This window comes from Pseudomonas sp. B26(2017), from assembly GCF_002113045.1.
Lineage (GTDB): Bacteria > Pseudomonadota > Gammaproteobacteria > Pseudomonadales > Pseudomonadaceae > Aquipseudomonas.
Window position 1 is genome coordinate 321,552 of sequence record NZ_NEJJ01000003.1, and the last position, 16,403, is coordinate 337,954.

Annotated in this window: 15 protein-coding genes; 6 read left to right on the forward strand and 9 right to left on the reverse strand. The window is 59.5% G+C overall.

Annotated elements, in window-relative coordinates:
- Positions 1–120: 120 nt before the first annotated feature.
- Complete coding sequence (locus CAF79_RS06790) at positions 121–591, reverse strand: Dps family protein (protein WP_085697174.1); 471 nt, start codon at positions 589–591, stop codon at positions 121–123.
- A 308-nt stretch (positions 592–899) separates the two neighbouring features.
- Here CAF79_RS06790 and CAF79_RS29595 point away from each other — a divergent pair, with 308 nt between their 5' ends.
- Positions 900–1,502, forward strand: a complete 603-nt coding sequence (locus tag CAF79_RS29595; RefSeq protein ID WP_085697175.1) for a cold-shock protein — start codon at positions 900–902, stop codon at positions 1,500–1,502.
- A gap of 86 nt (positions 1,503–1,588) precedes the next feature.
- Here the strand turns inward: CAF79_RS29595 and CAF79_RS06800 are convergent, their stop codons facing one another.
- Together CAF79_RS06800 and CAF79_RS06805 are read right to left on the reverse strand one after the other, a co-directional pair.
- Positions 1,589–1,795 (reverse strand): SlyX family protein, encoded by a 207-nt coding sequence (locus tag CAF79_RS06800; RefSeq protein WP_085697176.1) that lies wholly within the window; start codon positions 1,793–1,795, stop codon positions 1,589–1,591.
- Positions 1,796–1,798: 3 nt separating this feature from the next.
- The gene (locus CAF79_RS06805) at positions 1,799–2,224 is read right to left on the reverse strand and encodes an HIT domain-containing protein (RefSeq protein WP_085697177.1); all 426 of its coding nucleotides are present in this window, start codon (positions 2,222–2,224) and stop codon (positions 1,799–1,801) included.
- 898 nt (positions 2,225–3,122) lie between these two features.
- Between CAF79_RS06805 and CAF79_RS06810 the strand changes: the two genes are divergently transcribed.
- On the forward strand, positions 3,123–4,466 hold the full coding sequence (locus CAF79_RS06810; protein WP_085697178.1) for an OprD family porin: 1,344 nt from the start codon (positions 3,123–3,125) through the stop codon (positions 4,464–4,466).
- 123 nt (positions 4,467–4,589) lie between these two features.
- Here the strand turns inward: CAF79_RS06810 and CAF79_RS06815 are convergent, their stop codons facing one another.
- The gene (locus CAF79_RS06815) at positions 4,590–5,429 is read right to left on the reverse strand and encodes a mechanosensitive ion channel family protein (RefSeq protein ID WP_064599011.1); all 840 of its coding nucleotides are present in this window, start codon (positions 5,427–5,429) and stop codon (positions 4,590–4,592) included.
- Positions 5,430–5,567: 138 nt separating this feature from the next.
- Positions 5,568–6,053, reverse strand: coding sequence for a YajQ family cyclic di-GMP-binding protein (locus CAF79_RS06820; RefSeq protein WP_065258535.1), 486 nt, complete (start codon positions 6,051–6,053; stop codon positions 5,568–5,570).
- Positions 6,054–6,193: 140 nt separating this feature from the next.
- Here CAF79_RS06820 and CAF79_RS06825 point away from each other — a divergent pair, with 140 nt between their 5' ends.
- From CAF79_RS06825 to CAF79_RS06835, 3 genes are read left to right on the forward strand one after another with little or no spacing between them, the layout of a single operon-like run.
- A complete protein-coding gene (locus CAF79_RS06825) occupies positions 6,194–7,111 on the forward strand; it encodes a putative 2-dehydropantoate 2-reductase (RefSeq protein ID WP_085697179.1) in 918 nt (305 codons plus the stop codon).
- Positions 7,112–7,156: 45 nt separating this feature from the next.
- On the forward strand, positions 7,157–9,193 hold the full coding sequence (locus tag CAF79_RS06830) for a HAMP domain-containing sensor histidine kinase (protein ID WP_085697180.1): 2,037 nt from the start codon (positions 7,157–7,159) through the stop codon (positions 9,191–9,193).
- 3 nt (positions 9,194–9,196) lie between these two features.
- Entirely contained in the window at positions 9,197–9,781 is a 585-nt protein-coding gene (locus CAF79_RS06835) for a cob(I)yrinic acid a,c-diamide adenosyltransferase (RefSeq protein WP_085697181.1), read from the forward strand.
- A 137-nt stretch (positions 9,782–9,918) separates the two neighbouring features.
- Here the strand turns inward: CAF79_RS06835 and CAF79_RS06840 are convergent, their stop codons facing one another.
- The 4 genes from CAF79_RS06840 to secA all read right to left on the reverse strand — a co-directional run bounded on the left by CAF79_RS06840 (position 9,919) and on the right by secA (position 15,633).
- A complete protein-coding gene (locus tag CAF79_RS06840; RefSeq protein WP_085697182.1) occupies positions 9,919–10,863 on the reverse strand; it encodes a Nudix family hydrolase in 945 nt (314 codons plus the stop codon).
- Positions 10,860–11,492, reverse strand: coding sequence for a glutathione S-transferase family protein (locus CAF79_RS06845; protein ID WP_085697183.1), 633 nt, complete (start codon positions 11,490–11,492; stop codon positions 10,860–10,862). The genes CAF79_RS06840 and CAF79_RS06845 overlap by 4 nt, the downstream gene beginning before the upstream one ends.
- A 62-nt stretch (positions 11,493–11,554) precedes the next feature.
- On the reverse strand, positions 11,555–12,772 hold the full coding sequence (gene argJ, locus CAF79_RS06850; protein WP_064383762.1) for a bifunctional glutamate N-acetyltransferase/amino-acid acetyltransferase ArgJ: 1,218 nt from the start codon (positions 12,770–12,772) through the stop codon (positions 11,555–11,557).
- A gap of 122 nt (positions 12,773–12,894) precedes the next feature.
- Positions 12,895–15,633, reverse strand: coding sequence for a preprotein translocase subunit SecA (secA, locus tag CAF79_RS06855; RefSeq protein WP_085697184.1), 2,739 nt, complete (start codon positions 15,631–15,633; stop codon positions 12,895–12,897).
- Between the two features lie 307 nt (positions 15,634–15,940).
- On the opposite strand from secA, the gene CAF79_RS06860 reads away from it, so the two are divergent.
- Entirely contained in the window at positions 15,941–16,396 is a 456-nt protein-coding gene (locus CAF79_RS06860; RefSeq protein ID WP_085697185.1) for a DUF721 domain-containing protein, read from the forward strand.
- Positions 16,397–16,403 lie beyond the last annotated feature (7 nt).

Consider the following 16,403-nt stretch of genomic DNA (forward strand, 5'->3'; position numbering starts at 1 on the left):
AACACGATACGGAGGATCATGGAGCGGCGGGGCGTCTTCCTGGTTTCCTACCGTCGCGGGTGAAGTTTCCGAGGGGAAAGAAGAGCGCACGAACCATGAACATCCGTGCGCCTCCCGTCATCAGGCCTCGAGCAATGCACGAAGCATCCACGCGGTTTTCTCGTGAACCTGCATGCGTTGGGTCAGCAGGTCGGCAGTCGGTTCGTCACTGACCTTGTCCAGCAGAGGGAAAATCCCCCGCGCCGTGCGCGTGACCGCCTCCTGCCCCTCGACCAGTTGTTTGATCATGTCCTCGGCACTCGGCACGCCCTCCTCCTCTTTAATGGAAGACAGGCGAGCGTAGGTCGCGTACGCGCCCGGCGCCGGAAAGCCCAGCGCCCGGATGCGTTCGGCAATCAAGTCGACTGCCAGGGCCAGTTCGTTGTATTGCTCCTCGAACATCAGATGCAGGGTCCGAAACATCGGCCCGGTGACGTTCCAGTGGAAGTTGTGGGTCTTCAGATACAACACGTAAGTGTCCGACAGCAGGCGCGAGAGCCCTTCGACGATGGATTTGCGGTCTTCTTCACTGATACCGATATCGATTGCCATGCTTACCCCCTAACGGCGATTGAAATTCATCCAGCAGGTGTCGGTTCACTGTAGCAAGGCCACCCCCGCCCCGCAGCCCCCGCATGGGCCCGATAGACGCGACAAATCGTCCGGTACCTGCCGCTGGCCGGCGTGATTTGAGTAGCCGCAGGCTTTACTGTTAAATAGGCAGTGTGTCGCTAAGCCCCGTTTTCCGGGCCTGCGCATAGGCTGATGCCGTGCACGTGTCCAACGCCTCTTATTGTTCCGAAGCGAACCGTGCGCTCTCAGCTCTTCCTTGTGAGCCGTCATAACGTGAGTCAATAAAAATGTTGAAAATCGTCCACCTGCTAATGGGCGCAGCAGCCTTGCTGCTGTCCTTCATACCTAGCCTGAAGTCCGAAGCGGTACCTTACCTGCAACAACCCGATGCACTTTACCTGGCCTTTTTCGGCCTGCTGAACCTGATCCTTGCGCCAGTTATTCCCTACTGGAACAAAGGTCCGCGCCAGCATCTGCAAAATCTGGTCAGCGCCTTGCTGGTTCTGACCGTCGTCCTGCAAACCCTGACCCTGATCGCGCCGATGCCTGTCATCGCCGGCCAGCCAGCCGTGCTGTTCAGCCTGGTGATCGCTCTGGTTGCCGTGGTCCTGCACCTGGCCATCAGCTTCTACAAGTCCTCCCCGGCCGCCGCTCCCACCAGCTACGACATGAGCAATCGCGATACCGGCACCGTCAAGTGGTTCAACACCTCCAAGGGCTTCGGCTTTATCTCCCGGGATTCCGGCGATGATATTTTCGTGCACTTTCGCGCCATCCGTGGCGAAGGCCACCGCGTCCTGGTCGAAGGCCAGCGCGTGGAGTTCTCGGTGATGAACCGTGACAAGGGCCTGCAGGCCGAAGACGTGATCGCTGCCCTGCCGCGCCGCTGATCCACGTCCCCGCAATAAAAAAACCGCGAACAGCCTGGCTGTTCGCGGTTTTTTAATGGGAGCACGGAAGCATGCCCGCACACATTTCAATAGTGTGGCGGTGGCGCATCTTCTTCAAACGATCCGATCTGCCCCACCATCTCTTCCTGGCGCTTGAGTACGGCTGCCATCTGCAATTGCAGGCGCTCGACCACTCGCTGCTGTTCCACCAGCACATCGTTCAATGTCTGAATGGTGTCGTCCTGAAACGCCAGGCGGCTTTCCAGTTCGGTAACACGTTGTTCGAAACTCATGACTCAGCCCTCCAGAAAAGTGAAGTCTTCGTCCAGCACCAGACGCAGGCGCTCGCGAATCGCAGCCACTTGCCCGGCACTGTAAGGCTTGGCGGGATGTTTGCCCCAGACCGGTGCCGGCCAGGCGGCATCGTCCCGTTTACGTACGATCACATGCATATGCAGTTGGCTGACCACGTTACCCAGGGTCGCAACATTCATTTTGTCGGCGTCGAAGGAATCCTTGAGCACTTCGGCCAGGGCGGTGGTTTCCTGCCACAGGCGCTGCTGGTCGGCGACATCCAACTGAAACAACTCGCTGATATCGTCGCGGCGTGGCACCAGGATGAACCATGGGTAGTTGGCGTCGTTGGACAACAGCAGTCGGCAAAGCGGGAAATCGCCGATGGTCAGCGTGTCCTGTTGAAGTCGTGAATCTAAAGCAAACACTGCGCGCACTCCCGGCGAATGACCTGTTTTCAGCTTAGCGCCCCGCCACGAACGCGGCGAGCCAAGCGACTGGATGGCAGCATACCTGCGATTGGAGAGACCTTCACGGCGAACAGCATTGCCGAAAGAATTCCTCCACGCCCCGAGATGTGACATTTATGACTTGAGCGCACCAGGACGGAACCGGGAGTGCGAATGAGCAGAGCAAAATGACCCGCACACACCTCAGTGTTCACGTTCATCCAGCGTCCCAACTGTATGAATTCAGTACAGCCTTTGAATTTTTTTGCACCAAAACCGCACAGTGCGTCTACGCTCAATGCGTCGGGCATCCGCCGAATACTCACTCACGGGGTGAACCGGTAACGTTTTTGGTTGTCGCGCAGCGAAACTGAAGGAGCAACACCATGCGAAGGATGGCGTCAAGCCTGTATGAAAGGCCCTCGAGGCCCCCGGTTTTATGAGGTTTTCACAGCGTCAGACGAGCACCTTGAAAAAAACCGGAACAATTCAGCGGTTTGTGCACGCTTGTTGCATTCATACCCATATGGACTATAAGCGCACCACACGAAGTGGATGCCTTGAGCCCCATAAAAACAGTGGCAGGGTTGCCCGATGGAGATTCAAGCGTTTTGCCAAGGGACTCTTTTTTACCGATGCTCAAGCTCTGTAAGACAGCGCTGAAGTTGTCAGTCCCATTGCATTTGGACTGTAAATTTGCGACATCTACCAAGCCGATTGCGACACGCTCGTAAAGAAGCTGAAAGGTTGGATGTGCAAGTATCGCCAACATGGTCGGCGTGATATAAGTTTGCGCCGACACAAAAAGAAAGAGCCGCCCAGATAATAAAACAGGTGGGACGGCAGTACTCTTCTAAAACCAAAGGAGCAAATCACGATGCGCGTGATGAAGTGGAGCATGATCGCACTGGCAGTTGCAGCAGCAGCCAGTACTCAGATGGCTACGGCCGCACCGTTCGTAAGTGACCAGGCTGAAGCCAAAGGCTTTGTTGAAGACGCGAAAGCTGATTTGCTGATTCGCAACTATTACTTCAACCGCAATAACAAAGACGGCGGCAACGACCAGAAAGACTGGACTCAGGGTATCTGGGGCAACTTCAGCTCCGGTTACACTCAGGGCACCGTCGGTGTAGGCGTTGACGCTTTTGGTTACCTGGCAATCAAACTGGACGGCGGTGATGGCACCGGCGGTACCGGCAATATGAGCCGCGACGCTGACGGTCACGTAAACGACAGCCAGGGCAAAGCCGGCGCAGCCGTGAAATTCCGCGTATCGAAAACCGAACTCAAAGTCGGCGACATGCAGCCAAGCACCGCTCCGGTGTTCGCTGTAGGCGGTTCCCGCATCCTCCCGCAAACTGCCAGCGGCTTCCAACTGCAGAGCAGCGAAGTCAAAGATCTTGACCTCGAAGCCGGTCACTTCTACTCGTCGACCAGCCAGGATCGCAACTCCCGTGAAGGCGACCTGTGGGCCAACTATGCTGGCGTTGCAGCCAACACCATCGACTACTTCGGTGGCAAGTACGGCATCACCGAGAACCTGACTGCTTCCCTGTATGGCGCCAAGCTGGAAGACGTCTGGAACCAATACTATGCGAACGTGAACCTGACCACCCCGTTCGGTGGCGACACTTCGCTGAACACTGATTTCAACATCTACCGCACCACCGACACCGGTGACAAGGAAGCGGGTGACATCAGCAACACCACCTTCTCCCTGGCGACCGCGCTGTCCTTCCTGAAAGCGCACACCGTTACTCTGGCCTTCCAGAAAGTTAACGGTGACACGCCATTCGACTACGTCGGTGTGGGCAAGAACAATCGTGGCGGCGACTCGATCTTCCTCGCCAACTCCATCCAGTACTCTGACTTCAACGGTCCGAACGAGAAATCCGCACAAATCCGTTATGACCTGAAAATGGCTGAGTACGGCGTGCCTGGTCTGAGCTTCATGACCCGTTACGTTAAAGGCTGGGATATCGATGGCACCGGTCTGGCTGCCAACAGCGTTTACCGTAAATCCAACGGTGATCCACTCTATGGTGCTGACGGTAAACACAACGAAACCAACTTGGAAGTCAAGTACGTTGTTCAGTCCGGCCCGGCCAAAGATCTTTCCTTCCGTGTTCGTCAAGCATGGCATAACGCCAACGCTGACCAGGGCGAAGGTGACATCAAAGAGTTCCGTCTGATCGTCGACTACCCGCTGTCGCTTTTGTAATCGCACCGAGTTAGTTGCGGTAACAAAACAAAAAGGCCCATCTTCCGATGGGCCTTTTTTATTGCCTGTCACTTGTAATAGATGCCTGACCGATAAGTCAGCCAATTAATTAGCAACCTATCATTACACCGCCGATTCCTGAACCACACGAATCACTCGTTGCGGGAAAGGAATATCAATGCCTGCAGTCTTTAAACGATCACGCGACTGTTCGTTAAACATGAACATCACATCCCAATAATCCGCCGTTTTAACCCACACGCGCAGGGAAACAGTGATCGAGCTGTCACCCAGTGTCGAAATAACGGCCTGCGGCGCCGGATCCTGCAGAACGCGCTCATCCTTGGCCAGATCCAGCAGCACCTGACGGGCCTTTTGCAGATCAGCTTCGTAATCCACACCTACGTCGAACACAACCTTGCGGGTTGGCTGACGGTTGGTGTTGGTAATGATGCCGTTCGACAGATTGCCGTTCGGGACGATGATGGTCTTGTTGTCGCCGGTGCGCAGCACGGTGTGGAAGATCTGGATGCTGTCGACGGTACCCGCCACACCCTGGGCTTCGATCCAGTCACCAATGCGGAACGGACGGAACAGCAGAATCAGCACGCCGCCGGCGAAGTTCGCCAGGCTGCCCTGCAACGCCAGACCGATGGCCAGACCCGCCGCACCGATCGCCGCGACGAACGAAGTGGTCTCGACGCCGATCATCGACGCCACGCTGACGATCAGCAGCACCTTGAGAATGATGTTGGCCAGGCTGCTGATGAAACCTTGCAGGGCCAGGTCGGCGTTGCGCAGAGCCAACAGGCCGCCGAGCTTTTGCGTGACCTTGTTGATCAGCCACCAGCCGATGGCCAGGGTGATCACCGCCAGCAGCACACGGCTGCCGTATTCCATGATCATCGGAATCCACGCCTGGGATGCCTTGACCAGGTTGTCTACCTCAGCATTCAAATCCATCTTTTATCTCCTGATTACCGGCTTCCCGGGCTGTAAAAAACCAGCGGCAGAAAGACCGGGCCGTAAATGGCTCAATCGTTTCTGCCGTTGCTTGGGCCTCGGACGCTGTAAACGCCGAGAGGTTCCCGACCGGAAAGCTTAGTCGCGGAAGTTGTTGAACTGCAGTGGCATGCCGAATTCCTTGGCACGCAGTGCAGCAATGGCTTCCTGCAGGTCGTCACGCTTCTTGCCGGTTACGCGTACCTGCTCGCCCTGAATGGCGGCCTGCACCTTGAGCTTGGCGTCCTTGATATGAGCGACGATCTTCTTCGCCAGCTCCTTGTCGATGCCTTCCCGAAGTACGGCATCCTGCTTCATCACTTTGCCCGATGCGTAAGCGTCCTTGACCTCAAGGCATTGCACATCAATCTTGCGCTTGACCAGTGCCAGCTTGAGGATTTCGATCATCGCTTCCAGCTGAAACTCGGCTTCAGCGGTCAGGTTGACGGTCAGTTCCTTTTCCTTGTACTCGTAGCTGCCCTTGCCTTTCAGGTCATAACGACGATCGAGATCCTTCGCGGCGTTCTCGACCGCGTTGGTGAGCTCGTGTTTGTCCAGTTCGGATACCACGTCGAACGACGGCATGTAATCTCTCCAATAAAAAGGCGCGCTCGTTCAGGACGTGGCGCGCTTGGCTTGCGGTTAAAATCGGGCTCATTATAACGGGTCTTTTCCCACCGACACCGCGAGCCTTGCATGCATGTACCTTACCGAGTGAAAAACTGATGTCCACCCCTTGGCACATCCTCGGCGCCGGAAGTCTCGGCACGCTCTGGGCCACGCGTCTGGCCCGGGCCGGATTGCCGGTCCGGTTGATCCTGCGCGACGTCGACCGTCTGCATGACTATGCAACGGCGGGCGGCCTCACCCTCGTCGAACAAGGCGTGGCCAGCCGTTACACGATCCCCGGCGAAACGCCGGACAGTCCCGGGCCGATTCGCCGCCTGCTGGTGGCCTGCAAGGCCTACGACGCCGAAGCAGCCGTGGCCGCACTTGCCCATCGTCTGGCGCCGGACGCCGAACTGATTCTTTTGCAGAACGGCCTCGGCAGCCAGGAAGCGGTCGCCGCGCGTGTCCCGCAAGCCCGCTGCATCAGCGCCTCCAGCACCGAGGGCGCGTTTCGCGATGGCGACTGGCGCGTGGTGTTTGCCGGTCATGGTTACACCTGGCTCGGCGACGCCGGTCATCCCGTGGCCCCCATCTGGCTGGACGATCTTGAGGCAGCGAAAATCCCCCATGAATGGAGCGCCGATATCCTCACCCGCCTGTGGCGAAAACTGGCGCTCAACTGTGCGATCAATCCGCTGACGGTGCTGCACAATTGCCGCAACGGTGACCTCCAGCAACATCACTGCGAAGTCGCGACGCTGTGCGGCGAACTGACCGAACTGCTCGAATGCTGCGGGCAACCGGCAGCGGCGGACAACCTGCAACAGGAAGTTGAACGGGTGATCCAGGCCACGGCGGCGAACTTCTCGTCGATGTATCAGGATGTGGCCAATAAACGCCGCACCGAAATCAGCTATCTGCTCGGGCATGCCTGCAAGGTAGCCGAGCGTCATCAGTTGAACCTGCCGCATTTGAAGCAATTGCAGCAGCGCCTGAGCGCCCATCTGAACAGTCTCGGATTGCCCGTCGACTGAGCAGCGGCTACGCTGGCCACTTGTTCCTTTTCTGCGATAAACCTGATGCCATTGCGCCAGCGTCTTGAAAACCTGCCGGTCGGCCAGAAACTGCTGGCTGCCCTGCTGGTGCTGTTGACCACCGTGCTGCTGGTCGCCAACCTGACCTTTATCAGCGCCGCCTATTACATCTCCCAGGAAAGCATGGCGCCTCAGGCGTTGCAGACCATCGGCCGGCTGGTATCCAACCCGAGCCTGGTGGCCGAAGCCTTGCAGTCGCCGCAAAGCGCCGAGCGGCTGCTCAAGGAACTCGACAGCTATTCCCCGCTGCGCGCCGCCGCTTTATACGACGGCAAAGGCGAACGTCTGGCGCAGTTGCAACACGGCGACAAACTCAAATTGCCAGAGCGCTATCGACACATCGAAGCCTGGCAACTGACCGAATTTCGCAGCAATCAACTCATCACCCTGCCCCGCCCCGGCACTGCACCAGGCCACCTGCTTTTAGTGGCCAGCAGCGAACTGCCAGTAGCGTTCTATACCGGCACACTCACGGCCAGTCTGGGGATCCTGATTTTCAGTGTGCTGCTGTGGCTGGTCATCGCGCGGCAGATCAAGCGCCTGATTACCCGGCCGATCCATCAACTCGAAGAACTGTCCCGCCAGGTGACCCGCGAAGAGAATTACGCCCTGCGCGCCTCACGGGGCAACCGTGACGAAATCGGCAGTCTGGCCGAGGCGTTCAACACCATGCTCTCGCGCATCGAGGCCCGGGAGCAGCAACTCAAACGCGCCCGTGACGATTCCCAGGCAGCCTACGATCAGGCCCAGGGTCTGGCCGAAGAAACCCGCCACACCAACCGCAAGCTGGAACTGGAAGTCCAGGTGCGCAGCAAGATCGAGAAGAAGCTCACCGGTTTCCAGAACTACCTCAACAGCATCATCGACTCCATGCCCTCGGCGCTGATCGCACTTGACGAACAGCTCTACGTCACGCAATGGAACCAGGAAGCCAGCGCCCTCTCCGGTACACGGCTGGACGAAGCGCTGAATCAGCCGATCTTCCTCGCCTTCGCGCCGCTCAAGCCGTTCCTGCCGCAACTCAAGCAGACCGTCGAGCAACACACGGTGGCGAAAATCGAGCGGGTGACATGGTTCAAGGACGACGAGCCCAAACACTACGCCCTCACCTTCTACCCGTTGATGGGCGGTGCCGGACGCGGCGTGGTGATCCGGATCGACGACATCACCCAGCGCCTGTCGCTGGAAGAAATGATGGTGCAGTCGGAGAAAATGCTGTCGGTCGGTGGCCTCGCCGCCGGCATGGCCCACGAGATCAACAACCCGTTGGGGGCGATCCTGCACAACGTGCAGAACATTCGCCGACGTCTGTCGCCAGACCTGCCGAAAAACCTCGAACAGGCCGAGCAACTGGGCATCGAGCTGGACGCAGTCAACCGCTACCTGCAAGGCCGGGAAGTCCCGCAATTGCTGGATGGCATCCAGCAGGCCGGCGCCCGGGCGGCAAAAATCGTCACCCACATGCTCAGCTTCAGTCGTCGCAGCAACCGCCAGATGGCGCCGTGCGATTTGCCGGCATTGATCGATCAAGCGGTGGAAATCGCCGGTAACGACTTCGATCTGGCCATCGGCTTCGACTTCAAGGGTCAGGCGATCATTCGCCAGTTCGACCCGGCGCTGGGCCCTGTGCCCGGCACCGCCAACGAACTTGAGCAGGTGCTGCTCAATCTGCTGAAAAACGCCGCGCAGGCAATTCACCAACGTGAAGATGACAGCGAGCCGGGGCGGATCACTCTGCGCACCCGGCTCAATCCACCCTGGGCCGAGATCCAGGTCGAGGACAACGGCATCGGCATGAGCGAGAACGTGCGCAAGCGCACCTTCGAGCCGTTCTTCACCACCAAGGAAATCGGCCAGGGCACGGGACTCGGTTTGTCAGTGTCGTACTTCATCATCACCAACAACCACAAAGGGCAGATGGAAGTGCAGTCAGCGCCGGGGCAAGGTACCTGCTTCACCCTGCGTCTGCCACTGGCACAACCGGCGCCCATCGCCGCCGAAACCAATCAACTACCGAGGTAAACCATGGGCTTTCGCTTGTCGAAGATCTACACCCGCACCGGCGACAAGGGCGAAACCGGACTTGGCGACGGCCGCCGCGTGCCCAAGGATCACCCGCGCATCGAGGCCATTGGCGAGGTCGATACGCTGAACAGTCAGGTCGGCGTGCTGCTGGCCGGATTGCTCGCTGAACGCGAAACCTGTCCTGGGCTGAATGAGTTGATCGACGTGTTGGCGCCCTGCCAGCACCGACTGTTCGATCTCGGTGGCGAGTTGGCGATGCCGGAATATCAGGCGCTGAACACAGCGGAAATCGAACGGCTGGAAGCGGCCATTGACGTGTGGAACGAGGAATTGGGGCCGCTGGAGAACTTCATTCTGCCGGGTGGTTCAATGCTGATTGCCCAAGCGCATGTCTGCCGTAGCCTGGCGCGCAGTGCCGAACGTCGTTGCCAGCATTTGAATGCGATCGAACCGTTGGCCGGGGTTGGCCTGGCGTACATCAATCGCTTGTCGGATCTGTTGTTTGTCGCGGCGAGGTTGATTGCGCGGCGCCAGGGCATTGCCGAGATTCTGTGGCAACCGGCGGCGAAACCTTCAGATCAGTAGCGACTGTCAGGACGCCTTCGTTGGAACGCCGCCCGGAGCAAGCCCGCTCCCACAGGGAAATGTATTCCTACAGTTGGAATGCAATCAAATGTGGGAGCGGGCTTGCCCGCGAAGGGGACATCAGCCTCAGTAAAGAATCAAACCTCAGGCCAGAACGCCCGAATCCCCGCTACACCTTGAGCCCCGGCATCCCACGCTTTTTCGCGCTCCGCCGGGCCGACACCGCCCAATAGAAATACCGGTTTGCTGAAGCCTTCGATCAGCGTCGAAGCCTGCTCCCAGCCTAACGGCTGGGCATCCGGGTGAGTCAGGGTCGGCTGCACCGGCGACAGGGTGACGAAATCCACGCCCATCTGCTCGGCCAGCGCCAGTTCTTCAGCGTTGTGGCAGGACGCCGCCAACCAGCGCTCCGCCGGCAGCGGCCGCCCCGCAGCCGCGTACTTGCGCAGTTGCGCCGAGGTGATGTGCCAGCCGGCGGCCGGGAAATCGCCCAGCCACTCGAACGGGCCTTTGATCATCAACTGCGCCTTGCCGGCACAGAGGCCGACCGCATCTACCGCCAGATCGCGGTACTTCGGGTCATAACCATTGGGCGCACGCAACTGGATCAGCTTGATCCCACCGGCGATCGCCTTCTGGATACCGCGCAGCAAGGCCGGGGTTTCCAGATCTTCCGGGGTGATCAGGTATTCGGCAGGCAGACGCGCCGCCGCGACGATCGGCTGGTTCGCCGCCGGAAATTCGTAATCCGTCAGCTCCTTGGCCGAAACCCAGGCCAATGGCTGGCCTTCGGCGCCATGGGGTTCGCCGGTGAAGCTCGAGACTTCCCAGACATCCAGCAACACCTGCTTGTCCGGATAATCGTGGCGCACCTTGATCAGCGGCCGCGCGGCGCCGACGACGATGCCCAGTTCTTCGTGCAGCTCACGGGCCAGCGCGGTTTGCACCGACTCGTCGGCTTCGACCTTGCCACCGGGAAATTCCCAGAGGCCGCCCTGATGCTGGGTATCGGCACGCCGGGCGATCAGAATCTTGCCGCTGTCGTCACGAATGACGGCGGCGGCGACGTGTACACGTTTCACGACTGCAATTCCTCCAGTCCAGCCTTTTGCCAGGCCTTGAAGGCCGGCCATTGGTAGACGGTTTCAACATAGGCTTCATCTTCGGCGGGCAGCTTTACCTGATAGGTACGCAGGCGCACGGCAATCGGTGCAAAGAACGCATCGGCCAGCGACACCCGACCAAACAGGTAAGGTCCTGGCTCAGTCGCAACGGCGCGGCATTCGGCCCATAGCGCGAGCATGCGCTCGATGTCGACCTTCACCTCAGGCGGCACCGGATTGAGTGGCGCATCGTGGCTCAGGTTGAACGGCATGTGATTGCGCATCGCGAAGAAGCCGCTGTGCATCTGCGCGCAGGCGGAGCGGGCCTGGGCACGGGCGGCGATATCGGTCGGCCAGAGTTGTTCGGAAGGAAACTGTTCGGCCAGGTATTCGGCAATCGCCAGAGAATCGGCGATGGTGCCACGGGCAGTTTTCAGCAGCGGCACCTTGGCGGTCGGCGAGTGCGCCAGCAGCCGCTCACGAGTGTCGGGCTTGCCGAGTTTGACCAGTTCTTCGGTGTAGGGCGCGCCGGTCAGTTCAAGCGCCAGCGCCGCGCGCAGGGACCAGGAGGAAAGCAGTTTGTCGCCAATGATCAGGTGAAGGCTCATGTTCGGGTCCTTTCATGGGACAGAAGAAAAGGAGGTCCGCAGACCTCCCTCTTCGGCAGGGATCAGGTGCGGTATTCGGCGTTGATCTTCACGTACTCGTGGGACAGGTCGGTGGTCCAGATGGTTTCGCTGCAATCGCCGCGACCCAGCTCGATCCGGATGGTGATTTCTTCCTGCTGCATCACCGCCGAGCCCTGGGCTTCGGTGTAGGTCGCGGCGCGGGCGCCACGGCTGGCGATGCACACGTCACCGAGGAACACGTCGATCTTGCTCACGTCCAGATCCGGCACGCCGGCACGGCCAACGGCGGCGAGAATGCGGCCCCAGTTCGGGTCGGACGCAAACAGTGCCGTCTTGATCAGCGGCGAGTGGGCCACGGTGTAGCCGACATCCAGGCATTCCTGGTGATTGCCGCCGCCGTTGACTTCAACGGTCACGAACTTGGTCGCGCCTTCGCCATCACGCACGATGGCCTGGGCCACATCCATGCACACTTCGAACACGGCCTGTTTCAGCTTGGCGAACAGCTCGCCTTCGGCACGGGTGATTTCCGGCAGCGCAGCCTTGCCGGTGGCGATCAGCATGCAGCAGTCGTTGGTCGAAGTGTCGCCGTCGATGGTGATGCGGTTGAACGACTTGTTGGCGCCGTCCAGCATCAGGTTTTGCAGCACGTCGCGGGAGACTTTGGCGTCGGTGGCGATGTAGCCGAGCATGGTCGCCATGTTCGGACGGATCATCCCCGCGCCTTTGCTGATGCCGGTGACGGTGATGGTCACGCCGTCATGCTGGAACTGGCGGCTGGCGCCTTTGGGCAGCGTGTCGGTGGTCATGATGCCAGTGGCGGCAGCTTCCCAGTTGTTTTCCGACAGATCGTCCAGCGCGGCCTGCAAGGCGCCCTCGATCTTCTCGACCGGCAGCGGCTCGCCGATCACGCCGGTGGAGTACGGCAGGATCTGGCTGGCATCCACACCGGTCAGTTCAGCCAGTTTGGCGGTGGTTCGCTCGGCGGCTGCCAGGCCCGGTTCGCCGGTGCCGGCGTTGGCATTGCCGGTGTTGGTCAACAGGTAGCGCACCGGGTTCTGCACGCGCTTCTTGGCCAGGATCACCGGCGCTGCGCAGAAAGCGTTCAACGTAAACACGCCCGCCACGGTGGAACCTTCGGCGCAACGCATCACGACGACATCCTTGCGCCCCGGGCGCTTGATGCCGGCCGAAGCGATACCGAGTTCAAAACCGGCAACCGGGTGCAACGTTGGCAAAGGACCAAGACCAACAGCCATGAATGCGCTCCTTACTCAATGATGTCAGCACCGCCAAGCGTAGTGGCGGTGGTGTAAATGGCAAAACGCCGCGACGGCTGGTGCCGGTCGCGGCGCGGGTATTTCAGCGATTGAAACGGGGTTTACTGGATCTGCCCGTGGCAATGCTTGAATTTCTTGCCCGAACCGCAGTAGCACAGTTCGTTGCGGCCCAGCTTCTGCTCGTTGCGAACCGGGGCGGCGGCGAGGGCCACATCGACCTCTTCACCGACCAGTTCCGGTTGCGCTTCCAGGCCAGGAGCCTCGGCGTGTTCGAACTGCATGCGGGCGGCCAGTGCTTCGGCTTCCTGACGCAGGCGTTGTTCTTCTTCGGCCGGATCTTCGCGGCGAACCTGAACGTGGGACAGCACGCGGATCGAGTCGCGCTTGATCGAATCCAGCAGCTCGGAGAACAGCGTGAAGGACTCGCGCTTGTATTCCTGCTTCGGGTTCTTCTGCGCATAACCACGCAAGTGGATGCCGTGACGCAGGTGATCCATGGTCGACAGGTGGTCTTTCCACAGGTCGTCCAGTACGCGCAGCACGATCTGCTTCTCGAACGAGCGCAGGGCTTCGGCACCCGCCTGGTCTTCTTTTTCGTTGTAGGCGGCGATCAGCTCGTTCATCAGCTTCTCGCGCAGGGTTTCTTCGTACAGGTGATCGTCTTCGTCGAGCCATTGCTGGATCGGCAGCTTCACGCCGAAGTCGCTGGCGATCGACGCTTCCAGACCCGCCACGTCCCACTGCTCTGGCAGCGATTGCGGCGGAATGTGCGCGCTGACGGTAGCGTTCAGGACATCCTGACGGAAATCAGCGATGGTTTCGCCGATGTTGTCCGCAGCCAGCAACGTGTTGCGCATGTGATAGATCACTTTACGCTGCTCGTTGTTGACGTCGTCGAACTCGAGCAGTTGCTTGCGGATGTCGAAGTTGCGGCCTTCAACCTTGCGCTGCGCCTTCTCGATGGCGTTGGTCACCATGCGGTGCTCGATCGCTTCACCGGATTGCATGCCCAGGGCCTTCATGAAGTTCTTCACCCGGTCAGAGGCGAAGATGCGCATCAGGCTGTCTTCCAGCGACAGGTAGAAGCGGCTGGAACCGGCGTCACCCTGACGGCCGGCACGGCCACGCAGCTGGTTGTCGATACGACGGGATTCGTGACGCTCGGACGCGATCACCTGCAGACCGCCGGACTCCAGCACTTGCTGGTGACGCTTCTGCCAGTCTGCCTTGATCTGGGCAATCTGCTCAGGGGTGGGGTTTTCCAGCGACGCGACTTCAACTTCCCAGTTGCCGCCCAACAGGATGTCGGTACCACGACCGGCCATGTTGGTAGCGATGGTCAGTGCGCCCGGACGACCGGCCTGCGCAATGATTTCAGCTTCTTTTTCGTGGAACTTGGCGTTCAGGACCTTGTGTTCGATGCCTTCCTTCACGAGCAGTGCGGACATGTGCTCGGAGGTTTCGATGGTCGCAGTACCCACCAGCACCGGACGGCCGGCAGCCATGCTTTCCTTGATGTCATTGACGATCGCCGCGTATTTCTCTTCGGCGGTCAGGAACACCAGGTCGTTGTAGTCCTTACGGGCCAGTGGCTTGTTGGTCGGGATCACGACGACCTGCAGACCATAGATCTGATGGAATTCGAACGCTTCGGTGTCGGCTGTACCGGTCATGCCGGCCAGTTTTTCGTACAGGCGGAAGTAGTTCTGGAACGTGGTCGATGCCAGGGTCTGGCTCTCGGCCTGAATGTTCAGGTTTTCCTTGGCTTCGATGGCCTGGTGCAGGCCTTCGGACAAACGACGGCCGGGCATGGTACGGCCGGTGTGTTCGTCGACCAGTACGACCTGACCGTCCTGCACGATGTATTCGACGTTGCGGTGGAACAGCTTGTGCGCACGCAGACCGGCGTAAACGTGAGTCAGCAGGCTCAGGTTATGCGCCGAGTACAGGCTCTCGCCCTCGGCCAGCAGGCCGATGCTGGTCAGTTGGTCTTCGATGAACTGGTGACCGGCTTCGTTGAGTTCGACCTGACGGGTCTTTTCGTCGACGGTGTAATGGCCTTCCTGGGTGACTTCGCCTTCGACTTCTTCGACGTGCAGCTTGAGTTTCGGGATCAGCTTGTTGATCTCGATGTACAGCTTGGAGCTGTCCTCGGCCTGACCGGAAATGATCAGCGGGGTACGCGCTTCGTCGATGAGGATGGAGTCGACTTCGTCGATCACGGCAAAGTTGAGTTCGCGCTGGAATTTCTCTTCCATGCTGAACGCCATGTTGTCGCGCAGGTAGTCGAACCCGAATTCGTTGTTGGTGCCGTAGGTGATATCGGCAGCGTAGGCGGCGCGCTTCTCTTCCGGCGGCTGGAACGGCGTCACGATGCCGACGCTCAGACCGAGGAATTCATACAGCGGACGCATCCAGTTGGCGTCGCGGCGGGCCAGGTAATCGTTCACGGTCACAACGTGCACGCCCTTGCCGGACAGCGCGTTGAGGTAAACGCCCAGGGTACCCACCAGGGTCTTGCCTTCACCGGTGCGCATTTCGGCAATCTTGCCTTCGTGCAGGGTCATGCCGCCGATCAGCTGGACGTCGAAGTGGCGCATGCCCATGACACGCTTGCCGGCTTCGCGGGCGACCGCAAAGGCTTCCGGCAACAGCTTGTCGAGGGTCTCCCCCTTGGCAATGCGGTCCTTGAACTCTGCGGTCTTGGCGCGCAGTTGATCGTCCGAGAGGGCGACCATCTTCTCTTCGAAGGCATTGACGAGCTGCACCGTCTTGAGCATGCGCTTGACTTCACGCTCGTTCTTGCTTCCAAAAAGTTTCTTTAACAAAGGCGCAAACATATCGGCAGGATCTTCCACACTAAAGGGATGGAGGGCGGCCCCGTGAGTCGCCCGTGCAGCCCTCATGGCCGCATGCGAACGAGCATTCTACCCGGAAACGGTGGTGAGGAAAGTGGGGATATTCCACGATGCTGGCACTGCGCTTTGACGGGGCTCACTTAAAATAGGGGCGTTTTGCTCAACTTCAAGCCGTACAGCGAAGAAGTTAGTCGTTGATTTAATGGGCAAAGCAGTGACAAAAGCAATGGGCGAGTGAAATGGGTGCCATCTGCTACCATGGCGCCTCTGCAACTTCAGGTCCTAGATCATGGCATTTCGCCCTCTCACAGCCAGAGCGCCCGCCGTTCTGCTACGCGAAGCCAGGCCGTTGAAAGCCATCCTCGGTCATGCCCAACGTCTGGCCCATCTGCAACGCCTGCTCGAAAGCCAGCTGCAACCCGCCGCCCGTGAACACTGCCACGTGGCCAAGTGGCGCGAAGGCGAGCTGTTGCTGATTGTCACCGACGGCCATTGGGCCACGCGTCTGCGCTATCAGCAGAAACGTCTGCAACGACAACTGCAGATGTTCGACGAGTTCGCCAATCTGACGCGGATCAAGTTCGCCGTGCGGCCACCGACCCTCCAGCGCGAGACGAGCGGATCCACGATCGATCTGTCGACGGATGCGGCGGCGACCATCCAGGCCACCGCCGAAGGGATCAGCGATCCAAATCTGCGAGCGGCCCTGGAACGACTGGCCGCCCACGCCAAACCCAAAACCTGAGCCTTAT